This is a genomic window from Dolichospermum lemmermannii CS-548, from assembly GCF_028330815.1.
Lineage (GTDB): Bacteria > Cyanobacteriota > Cyanobacteriia > Cyanobacteriales > Nostocaceae > Dolichospermum > Dolichospermum lemmermannii.
The window spans coordinates 1-10,407 of sequence record NZ_JAQMTJ010000006.1 but is presented as its reverse complement, the minus strand read 5'-3'; the positions used below and the strand labels follow the sequence as shown (position 1 = coordinate 10,407).

The following is a 10,407-nucleotide window of genomic DNA, read 5'->3' as shown; positions in this document are numbered from 1 at the left end:
GAGCGAGGCACTCACACTACAGGTAGTGCAGGCATCCTGCCCGCGTGAGCGAGGCACTCACACTACAGGTAGTGCAGGCATCCTGCCCGCGTGAGCGAGGCACTCACACTACAGGTAGTGCAAGCATCCTGCCCGCGTGAGCGAGACGCTCACACTACAGTCCATCATTTTTATCTTGACAAACTACTAGGATGTACCTTATGTGATTGGAAATCGCTGTAATATCAGGACTTACGCAAAATATTCCTCAAACCCTCATTTCCGTTCTCTGTGCCTGGGTGGTTCGTTATTCCGTGACTCGTGCGTAAGTCCTAAATATCACTAAAATTAATAACATTGACAGGTTGAATATCACTTTTTTGTCAATTTGTCAATAGGGAATTTTTGCGATCGCTCAAATTAGATCATTTCTGAGCAAATTTATGGCTAAAATTGTTGAGGGAATAGCTATTAATTTGTAAATTTTTGTATTAGTCTGGGAAATTAATTTCTGAAACTACTGTCAATAAAGGGTTTGAGACTAACATCTTTTGAAAGATCCAAAATTGACAATAGTAGCCCAATTATGAAATTCTCTGAAATTATAGCAAATCGCTGAAAGTATAGCAACCTCGTTGATAAATAAAAAAGATTCTCAATTAATTATTAAGAAAATCTAAAGGCAATTGCTAAAAGTTATAAATATCAAAAGTATTATTGATTTTATATAATTCAATCTTATCATACAGCCATTATGAATAATATATCTGATAAATAGCATCTAGGATAAAACTAAAAGCATATTATTATATTATAGTTGGGTTTTTTGTAGGTCGGGTTAAGCAACAGCGCAACCCGACGCTCATGTTGGGTTATGGCTGATGCCTCCGGCGAGCGCAGGGATACGCCACACTTCGTGAACGTACCTCAACCCAACAGTCGCTACAAATCAAGACTTTTTTCAATTTGGACAAGGTATTGCTAATACCCGGTAATTAATTATTGCTAATTGCTTGATTCAAGCGGGATTTATCTAAACCAATCTGATTTAACAGTAACCAAGACTGAATCAAATCTGGTCCATGTACATCCCCTGTTAACCCTGCTCTGAGCGATCGCATCACTAAGCCTTTTTTCACATTTTCCGATTTCACAACTTGCTTAATAATACTTTGGGCAATATCTGCTGATAACTCTGGCTGACTTTCTAAAGCTGTGATAATTGCTTGCAGTACAGTCTTGACACCTTCTTGCTGTAGTTGTTGACTGCCTTCTTCAGTCAATTCTACCCCATCAGTAAAAAATACTTTGGTCATCTCGACCGCATCCACCAACCGAGTCAAACTAGCAGCAATTAACCCCACTAACTGCTCTAACCAAGTCCGTTCTCTCCCACCTGTAAATTGACAACCCGCTTTTTCCCAATAGGGAATAACTAAATCTGTCAGCTTATCAATTGGCATATTATGGAGATATTGGCTATTTAACCAATCCAACTTATCCCAGTCAAATTTAGCACCAGCTTTATTTACCCGCTCAAAGCCAAAATCCTTAGCTGCTGATTCTAAATCGAATATTTCTTGAGTAGAATCCGCTGGCGACCATCCCAGCAAAGTCATATAATTAACTAAACCTTCCGCAGTAAAGCCCATTTCCTCAAAGTCACAAATGGAAGTTACTCCATCCCGCTTCGATAATTTGCGCCCTTCTTGATTCAAAATCAAAGGTGTATGAGCAAATTCGGGAATCTTCGCCCCCAAAGCTTCATACAGCAGGATTTGTTTAGCAGTATTGGCGATATGGTCTTCACCACGAATGACATGACTAATTTGCATATCAATGTCATCCACAACCACCACAAAATTATATAGTGGTTGACCAGTACCATCACTAGCTGCGCGAGCAATCACCATATCACCACCCAAATCGCTACCCCGCCAACTCATTTTCCCCCGCACTAAATCATTCCAGACAATTTCCCGTCCATCATCTATTTGGAAACGAATTACAGAAGAACGCCCTTGAGCTTCAAATTCAGCCCTTTGTTCTGGGGTGAGGTGACGGTGACGGTTATCATAGCGGGGTGCTTCTCCTCTGGCTTTTTGCCCTTCTCTCAAAGCGTCTAATTCTTCAGATGTGGTGTAGCAGCGGTAAGCTAATCCTTGATCTAGTAATTTTTGCACCGCTTCTTTGTAAAGATGGAGGCGTTGAGATTGGAAAAATGGACCTTCATCCCAATTCAATCCTAACCAGCGGAGTCCAGCTAGAATATTATCTGTGTATTCAGGACGCGATCGCTCTAAATCTGTATCTTCGATTCTTAAAATAAACTTGCCATCATGGTGACGAGCAAACAAATAATTAAATACAGCGGTTCTGGCTGTACCAATATGTAGATTTCCGGTAGGACTCGGAGCTATACGGACTCTGACGGTCACAGTTGATTCTCTCTTTTACAAATCATGATTACACCTACTGAAATTAAAGGTATGAGTATTTTTAATCAACTCGTTATTTAATATTCAGCATTTTAGAACGGGACTGACGGGGCTCGAACCCGCAACTTCCGCCGTGACAGGGCGGTGCTCTAACCAATTGAACTACAGTCCCTTGAGTTCGGTTTGAACTTGCACTCTCCCTATTATGCCTAGTCTTTTTCTATTTGTCAAGTAGTCTGAGAAAAAATATTTTTGCAGGGAATTTGCTCATGGAGAAAGAGAGGAATTTATTCCTCATTTGAGGGCTGAAGCCCTTACTACGAAATCATCTCCAGATTTTTTACATTACTTAATCTACTTTGATTTATTTTCGTCTACTTACTTAGAACCATTATTTTTAAAAGTTAGGTATTTTTAAGCGGCGTAATAATCTAGTCAATGGAGATTCGATTTTCAGCTTAAAGGCTAAAATTTGGGTTTGTTGTAGTCCATTAAAATTATTGTCGCTGATTAAAATTAGTGATGGTTGTCCGTCGGGTAATTTTGCACCCAAGGTCAATCCCTCAATATTATCTAATGATACATCTAAAGTTCGTAGATCTAACAGGAGTTTTTTCTCTACTGGCTTGATTTTATCAGGGTCAACTTTGGCAATGCTGTCAAAATTATGAATGTCTGTGGCGTTTTCTAAGGAAATCTCAAATAGAAAAACTGTAAATCCCAAACCGGTGAAACTTCTTTCTATACTGAGAAAGTTTCCTTGATTATTGAGTGCTAGTAAATCTGGTAAGCCACTGGCAAATTTACCAGTAGGATTAAACAAAGGTGTAACTGGTTCTGTTTGATAGAGAAATTCCCGTTCTGGCTGCTTGGTTAAGAGGTTATATTCTAAAATTCGAGAGGAAGTACCAACACCGGATTTAGCCGCTGGTCCATCTTGAATTAAGGCGTTTTCGGTGGCTGTAAATAAGAATTTTTGATTAGGTGTAATGGTGAGACTTTCAAAGGCTAAGTTGTTACGGATGCCTTTTTGCTTTTGGGAATCTGGCAAAAATTTATCTGGTATGGGTAGGGTACTAATTGTTTTTCCAGAAGCCAGCGCAAATTCTTTAATAAAGGGATTGATAAGTTTGTCTACATCACCTTCAGAGGAAACAAATATGGTATCTTGATTGGTGATAGCAATTCCTTCTGTATCAGTGGTATTGGGAGGGAATGGTTGATTGCTGGTATTTAATAAGTTTGTGACACCTACGGGAATAACATCGTTGTTGGTTAATTTACCTTTGCTGAGGTCAATTGTGAAAGTATAAAAACGAGGTGTTGCTTTTTGCCCTCTGTCATCTGATATTGCATAATATAGGTTATTTCTGACATCATAAGTTATTCCCGATAACCCACCAATTTCGGTTTTTTGGAAAATTAAACCTGTGGGTAATGTAGCTTGGCCAATAAATTCTATACTTTTGATTATTGAAGAGGCAGAAGCGAAATTATTAAACAGAAAACCAATCAGAATTAGTGGAATTATAAAGATGAGAATTAGGGATAGTTTCCGAGGTTTTGGGAGACGTGGCATAGAATAACTGGAGTAAAATTTTTTATAAGGTAATATTACCCGATTCAGCCTCAAAAAAGCTAACTAGCCAATCTTTGACGGTACGGGTGGCGCGACAGTCATCTTCGTTGTAGTCTTGAATGATTGCTAATAAGGTGCGATCGCCTGTTTCTAACCACTTATCATACCAGTAAATACATTTAGCGCCATTGGCTTGTTGTTCACGCCATTCAAATCCTAGCCAACGAGCAATAGTTTTTAAGGCATAACTATCTATTGGTAAAGCCACACTTTGAATTAATTGTTCATAGATATCAATAAACCGATTCAGGATGGGATGAATTTGGGCATAAGGTGTGCGATACAATTTACCAAGGCGTTTGACTGTATCTACTTCATAAGCACAAAAATGATAAATTGGGGCTTGAGGATATTGATTAACTAAATTCAGAAATTGTTGCCAAATTAGTGGTTCTTGTTCGGGTTGTTCCGCTAAAAAAGCATAAAATTGTTCGGTATTAGCAACTCTATCCACAACTAAAACACCTAAAAGATAATTTAAATTTAAATCTGGTTGGGCTTCAATATCAAAATAAAGTTCAATGGGGGCTGTAAAAGTTAGATATTCTAAGGAAAAGGAATCTGCAAGAATTAAGGGTTGCTTGGTGAATACAGATTGGGCTTGAATAACTAATTTAGCAGCTACATTACTATCAAATCCTGTCAAGTTTTCTAAAGTGCTAGGATGGGTCTGTGCCAGTGCTTCTAAAGTAGTAATAGCTAGATTTTGCAGTTGAGTATAGCGAATCGGTGTTACACCTGGTAACAGAGAAAGGTGTTCTTGAGATCTCGCTTTGGTATGACAATAATTATACCAAGGACAAAGACTACATTTTTGCCGAGAAATAAAAATTTCCGGTGCTTCCACCGACTCAATAACTTGAATATATTCCTCTAAAATATCCAACATTTGTGGTGTCCATTTATCTAAATCCACCACATAAGTTTTATCTTTATCCCGCAATATCAGCCCGGCTTTACTGAGAATCACATCCTGAACCGTGGCTAAAACTTGGGCGTGAAAAGCAATAACTACTTGATATTCTTGCTTGGGACGTTTACCCAATTCAATATTAACTGGGACATAGTTCCAATTCCCAAACCGAGATTTTCCCGGCTGTTTGACCAGTAAATCTGGGCGACTCAGCAAAGTATATTTTTCACGGTAGCTAGTTAATATTACACCACGACGAATATAACTCACCCCTTGCTGCATCAGTTCTAGAGTTGATGCTGCTCCTGCTTCCCAATCCCGTGACAGATAATCAGGTTCATAGTAACTTAACTTTTTGACTATTCGCTGATGATGAGCAATTTTGTCCTGTTGTACCTTCAGCACTAACTCATTGGGAATCTCTCGCTGAAGATAATCACCGTGAACATCTAAAAAAGGTCGCCGCTGACAGCGTTGAAATTGTAGTAAAAGTTGAGCATTAATTAACATCCTTTTAAGCTAACAATAATTCAGAAATTACAGGACAATGGTAAGGAGTCAGGAGTCAGGAGTCAGGAGTCAGAAAGAAGAATGAAAAAAGAAGAATGAAAAAAGAAGAATGAAAAAAGTTTTTCTATTACCTGTTCCCTGTTCCCTGTTCCCTGGACAGTTAAGAATTGCATTGTGCAGCCAAATACTGTAATCCTGATTGTGATTTTTCATGTTCAATAACAAAAACATTATGTCCCACCAGAGTAACCAGTACAGAATGTTCAACATTATAGTATAAAACATCACTGCTGGCGATATTTTCCCAGACTATATTACCAGCCCCAGCAATAATGGCTTGATAATTCGTTGGTATTGAACATACGAGGTTGGGTTAAGCGACAGCGCAACCCAACGCATTTGTTGGGTTTCATGCTTCAACCCAACCTACAAATCAAGGCTTTTTCTAATTTGGACAAGGTATTGCAAACTATATGTTTAATATATTCAGGTTTTTTAGCTGGCACTGTAGGAAAGCGAAATTATAACTGACAAACAGTTATTTTCCCAGCTTACATGATTTTCCTGGGTTTTGGCTAATTTAACGTTTCGCTCCTCAAAGACGGCATCAAACCCATTATCCTCATCAGACCTAAATCAAGTGGAAATCGTTTTTTGTGGATTTTTGCAACTATTAATCATTGATCTGCTGATTTTTGGGCTAGATATTGCTACACTGAATTTCATACAAAATTATAATTTTTGTTCCCTGCACCTTGTGAGAGCATAGAATCAGCTTTCTGGTGTCATCAAGAAAAGAAAGATAAAAGAGCAAATCAAAACATGGTAGAATCCCTCAGAAAACCAGGCTTTGACGAAATCCGTTCTGGAATTAAGTCCCCGGCCAAGGAAACCCTTTTAACACCAAGGTTTTACACAACCGATTTCGATGAAATGGCGCGGATGGATCTTTCCGTCAATGAAGAGGAATTAGAAGCTATTATTGCAGAATTCCGCATTGACTACAACCGCCATCACTTTGTTCGGGATGCTCAGTTTGAACAATCTTGGGACTCTATTGACGGAGAAACTCGCAAATTGTTCGTTGAATTTCTCGAACGTTCTTGTACAGCAGAGTTTTCCGGCTTCTTGTTATACAAAGAACTCGGCCGTCGCTTAAAGGATAAAAGCCCCCTTTTAGCTGAAGGCTTTAACCTGATGTCACGGGATGAAGCCCGTCACGCTGGGTTCTTGAACAAAGCTATGTCAGACTTTAATCTTTCTTTAGATTTAGGGTTTTTGACTAAGAGTCGTAGTTATACGTTCTTTAAGCCCAAATTTATCTTCTACGCTACCTATCTTTCTGAAAAGATTGGTTATTGGCGCTATATCACCATTTATCGTCATTTAGAAGCCCATCCTGAAGATCAAATTTATCCAATTTTCAACTTTTTTGAGAACTGGTGTCAGGATGAAAACCGTCACGGTGATTTCTTTGATGCGGTTATGAGAGCGCAGCCACAAATGTTGAATGACTGGAGAGCAAAACTCTGGAGTCGCTTCTTCCTGTTGTCAGTATTTGCAACTATGTATCTCAATGATATTCAACGCAAGGATTTCTACGCTTCCTTGGGATTGAATGCGCGAGATTATGATATTCATGTAATTAAGAAGACCAATGAAACCGCTGGTAGAGTCTTCCCTGTTATGTTGGATGTTGAAAATCCAGTATTTTATGAGCGTTTAGATGTTTGCGTCCAGAATAACGAAAAATTGGCAGCAATTTCTAGCTCTAATACGCCTAAATTCCTGCAATTCTTCCAAAAACTTCCAATCTATCTATCTCATGGTTGGCAGTTATTACAATTATATCTGATGAAGCCTATTGATGCGGCTTCTGCTCACGGACAAGCTCGTTAATTTGAGTTTGATTTTTGCTTGAGGAGGTGGTTTTGTCTGAGACAGAACCACTTTTTTTGTTAGAGTGTTCCAACGAAAAAATGATCCAAAAGTTCACTCACTTCGACAAAAGATTTCAACGAACCATTTAGTTAAAGTTGGCAAGGGTTAAAAAGATGCGTTTCAGTCCCCTTGCGGGGATTAGATATGTGGAAACTTAAGTGGTATTTATCATCTATAGGAATTAAATATGTGTTTCAGTCCCCTTGCGGGGATTAGATATGTGGAAACCAATTAGAACCGCGAATAGTAAAATAGGAGATAAATTACCTAGTTATCAAGAAGGTAAAGATTTCAAAGATATTTGGACTCAAGCATTCATCAAACATTTGAGAGATAATATACCCAATAATTCTACAACCGCAACCCAAACACAATCTTAAAGAGGTAAAAAATGGCTTTCAGTAATTACAAAACCATCGGTGAAGTCCTCAAAGCATTTCAAGTTACCTATATAGAAGCTAATTTCATCAGCGAAATTGCTTTTAATATTCCCGACTATTTCCGCGAAGATTTAGAATTAATGATGAGGGATGCTGTTGTTGATAACTCAGAATTTGCTATCTGTGAAAATCTCATTTATCCCGTTCTCAAAGAAGTTTGGAAAACCTACCGTCAACACTTTGTTTTATGGAGTCATCAATCATTAAATTATGATGAAAAATTATCAGGATTTCCTGAATATATTTTAGCTAAACGTTCCCCTTTAGGTAAAATCGTTTTTGATAAACCATACTTTATCTTAGTTGAAGCCAAACAAGACAACTTTGAAACAGGTTGGGCGCAATGTTTAGCTGAAATGATCGCAGCGCAAAGATTAAATGGCGAATATCAAATCATTATTTTTAGCATTGTCTCTAATGGTGCAACATGGCAATTTGGTAAATTAGAAAATGAAATATTTACCAAAAATAGCACTTATTACACAATTCAAGAACTAGATAAATTATTTGCTGTTGTTAATTTTGTATTCCAACAATCTGAATTACAGCTAAATAATTTAGTTTTAGCTGCTGCTTAACTTCATATTGCCAACCTAATATTATGCACAAAAAATTTGTCAATCACTGTACTATAGATTTAACTATTATTCCTGATGGACCAATTCTTATCAAATCAGGAAAAGAAGGAGCAGACCCCACAAAACCAGATATGGAATTTGTGGAAACCTATCATGCTGGTGGACGGACAGTAAAGAAGCTGAAAAATACAATTTTCCTAATTCAGATAAACAGTATAGTGAATCTGCTATTACTGAATCTATGGATTTAAATTTTGGTGTTAAACTAACTTGGTTAGGTGATGATAAAAACGGTGTACATGATTTATTTACTCAAACCGTAGAATCTTGGAAAAAGGAAATCTAATAACATGAATCTGAAGCCTTTCGTCGGTTATCAAGAAAAACCTTTATCAGTTGCAGATTTATTGAAAATAATCAATGAATTAAAAATAGAAAATACCTATTTGTCCAAAGCTATTGAAAAAGGACAAAAAGACGGAATTTCTGTCCAACAAGCAGGAAAGGAATATACTTTTAAAACACAAGTAACTTTTAAGAATTTACTTCCTGAAGAATTAGGCACATTATTAATTGTTTTGGGACAAGATAAAAAATATCCCATTGCTTTAAAAGTTGGTGGTGGTAAACCGATTGGTATGGGAACAATGACGGTAAATATTGATAAAATCAATCAACCACAGAATTTAAAACAGCGTTATTCATCCTATCAAGTGAGTGAAAACGATGATTTAATAGGAGATAAATTACAGCAATTTATCCAAAAACAAATTCAGGCTGCACATTCAGGGTTGATTCAAAAAGAACAATTAGAACAACTTGCAGCTATTTTACGTTATCCCAGTGATAGACAAGCACCATCAGGAATGTACTAAATTATGAGTTTAACAGATAAACAGTGGGAAATTGCTCATGCGATCGCCCAAACTTTAGTCCAAGAACATACAGATGCTAACGAAGTCAGTAAAGCTGTTGCATATTTACGGACAGTTATTGATCAAAATGATGGTATCTCGTTCCCAGTCTCTGACTGGGAATGCTATCACAGAGGCTCTGCCTCTGCTGTTATTGAAGGCAGAGCCTTCTAGAATTCGTTCCCATGCAGAGTATGGGAACGAGAAAACGACGAGACAAGGGAAAAGAAAAAAGAGCAGAGGGCAAAAGAGCAAGAGTATAAAGGGCAACTAAGTCATCGCCGCACCACTACATACAACCCGAAAACCGAAAAAGTAGTAGTAGTAATCGAGGTCGCGTTTGTAGCGATAAGCAGAACGGCAATAGTCAGGATCGTCGTCCCACGAACCACCGCGCAGCAGCTTTATATTGCTTTGACTAATCAAAGCACTACCATCTATAGGCGCATTTATATAATTTTCTTGCCAATCATCTTCGCACCATTCCCATACATTTCCGTGCATATCATACAAACCAAAAGCATTAGGGGGAAAAGTTCCTACATCTGTGGTTTGTCCTCGATATTGCCCTTTTGGTGCAGCAGCGTAGGCATAGTTACCATCATAGTTTACCAAATCTGGGGTAATACTTTCACCGAAATAAAAAGGTGTCGTTGTTCCCGCCCTACAAGCATACTCCCATTGTGCCTCACTGGGCAACTTATAGTTTTTACCTGTTTTTTGGCTTAACTTTTGACAAAAATTAACCGCATTATTCCAACTCACACATTCAACAGGACGATTATTACCTTTGAAGTGAGCAGGGTTGTTTCCTATGATATACTTTACAATGTCACAACTTGAGTTTTTTCAAAAGTCTGAAATTTAAGAGTGAGCAAGGATTTCATTTCTTCTTTGTAACTCAGATGAGTTTGAGAGATAGCATTTTTAAAATCGGAAAAATCTTCATAATATTGACCATATAAACATTTCTTCTTCACCCATTTCCATAACCTTTCTATTAAATTTAAGTTAGGAGAATAAGCTGGTAAAAATAATAAATCAATGCCTAAACT

At 37.7% G+C, this 10,407-nt stretch carries 10 protein-coding genes, 1 tRNA gene and 2 pseudogenes; 6 read left to right on the top strand and 7 right to left on the bottom strand.

Annotated elements, in window-relative coordinates:
• Positions 1-974: 974 nt before the first annotated feature.
• From gltX to PN450_RS00305, 5 genes and pseudogenes are all read right to left on the bottom strand, one after another.
• Positions 975-2,417, bottom strand: coding sequence for a glutamate--tRNA ligase (gene gltX / locus PN450_RS00325; RefSeq protein ID WP_271834971.1), 1,443 nt, complete (start codon positions 2,415-2,417; stop codon positions 975-977).
• 98 nt (positions 2,418-2,515) lie between these two features.
• Positions 2,516-2,589, bottom strand: a tRNA-Asp gene (locus tag PN450_RS00320).
• A 225-nt stretch (positions 2,590-2,814) separates the two neighbouring features.
• Positions 2,815-3,996 carry an esterase-like activity of phytase family protein gene (locus PN450_RS00315; protein ID WP_271821243.1) on the bottom strand — a complete coding sequence of 394 codons (1,182 nt, stop codon included), beginning with the start codon at positions 3,994-3,996 and terminating at the stop codon, positions 2,815-2,817.
• A gap of 22 nt (positions 3,997-4,018) precedes the next feature.
• Positions 4,019-5,479, bottom strand: a complete 1,461-nt coding sequence (locus PN450_RS00310) for a TM0106 family RecB-like putative nuclease (RefSeq protein ID WP_271834970.1) — start codon at positions 5,477-5,479, stop codon at positions 4,019-4,021.
• Between the two features lie 211 nt (positions 5,480-5,690).
• Positions 5,691-5,828, bottom strand: a pseudogene (locus PN450_RS00305) (metal-dependent phosphohydrolase); the annotation flags it as partial.
• Between the two features lie 473 nt (positions 5,829-6,301).
• Between PN450_RS00305 and acsF the strand changes: the two are divergent.
• From acsF to PN450_RS00275, 6 genes and pseudogenes are all read left to right on the top strand, one after another.
• Entirely contained in the window at positions 6,302-7,378 is a 1,077-nt protein-coding gene (acsF, locus tag PN450_RS00300) for a magnesium-protoporphyrin IX monomethyl ester (oxidative) cyclase (RefSeq protein WP_148763146.1), read from the top strand.
• Between the two features lie 260 nt (positions 7,379-7,638).
• Positions 7,639-7,800 (top strand): hypothetical protein, encoded by a 162-nt coding sequence (locus PN450_RS00295; protein WP_210422343.1) that lies wholly within the window; start codon positions 7,639-7,641, stop codon positions 7,798-7,800.
• 11 nt (positions 7,801-7,811) lie between these two features.
• On the top strand, positions 7,812-8,438 hold the full coding sequence (locus PN450_RS00290) for a hypothetical protein (protein WP_148763144.1): 627 nt from the start codon (positions 7,812-7,814) through the stop codon (positions 8,436-8,438).
• 23 nt (positions 8,439-8,461) lie between these two features.
• A pseudogene (locus PN450_RS00285) lies at positions 8,462-8,611 on the top strand (RAMP superfamily CRISPR-associated protein); the annotation flags it as partial.
• Between the two features lie 177 nt (positions 8,612-8,788).
• Positions 8,789-9,313, top strand: coding sequence for a hypothetical protein (locus tag PN450_RS00280; RefSeq protein ID WP_271834969.1), 525 nt, complete (start codon positions 8,789-8,791; stop codon positions 9,311-9,313).
• Positions 9,314-9,316: 3 nt separating this feature from the next.
• Positions 9,317-9,526, top strand: a complete 210-nt coding sequence (locus PN450_RS00275; protein ID WP_148763140.1) for a hypothetical protein — start codon at positions 9,317-9,319, stop codon at positions 9,524-9,526.
• 96 nt (positions 9,527-9,622) lie between these two features.
• Here PN450_RS00275 and PN450_RS00270 read toward each other — a convergent pair whose 3' ends face one another.
• Both PN450_RS00270 and PN450_RS00265 read right to left on the bottom strand, forming a co-directional pair.
• Positions 9,623-10,168: a formylglycine-generating enzyme family protein gene (locus PN450_RS00270; RefSeq protein WP_271834972.1), complete on the bottom strand. Its 546-nt coding sequence runs from the start codon at positions 10,166-10,168 to the stop codon at positions 9,623-9,625.
• An 8-nt stretch (positions 10,169-10,176) separates the two neighbouring features.
• Positions 10,177-10,407 (bottom strand): transposase (locus tag PN450_RS00265; RefSeq protein ID WP_271834968.1); only part of this gene is annotated, 231 nt, incomplete at its 5' end.

Coding starts and splice junctions, on each gene's coding strand:
- PN450_RS00275 (WP_148763140.1), top strand. CDS start 9,317: ATGAGTTTAACAGATAAACAGTGGGAAATTGCTCATGCGATCGCCCAA.
- PN450_RS00295 (WP_210422343.1), top strand. CDS start 7,639: ATGTGGAAACCAATTAGAACCGCGAATAGTAAAATAGGAGATAAATTA.
- PN450_RS00310 (WP_271834970.1), bottom strand. CDS start 5,479: ATGTTAATTAATGCTCAACTTTTACTACAATTTCAACGCTGTCAGCGG.
- PN450_RS00315 (WP_271821243.1), bottom strand. CDS start 3,996: ATGCCACGTCTCCCAAAACCTCGGAAACTATCCCTAATTCTCATCTTT.
- acsF (WP_148763146.1), top strand. CDS start 6,302: ATGGTAGAATCCCTCAGAAAACCAGGCTTTGACGAAATCCGTTCTGGA.
- PN450_RS00290 (WP_148763144.1), top strand. CDS start 7,812: ATGGCTTTCAGTAATTACAAAACCATCGGTGAAGTCCTCAAAGCATTT.
- PN450_RS00280 (WP_271834969.1), top strand. CDS start 8,789: ATGAATCTGAAGCCTTTCGTCGGTTATCAAGAAAAACCTTTATCAGTT.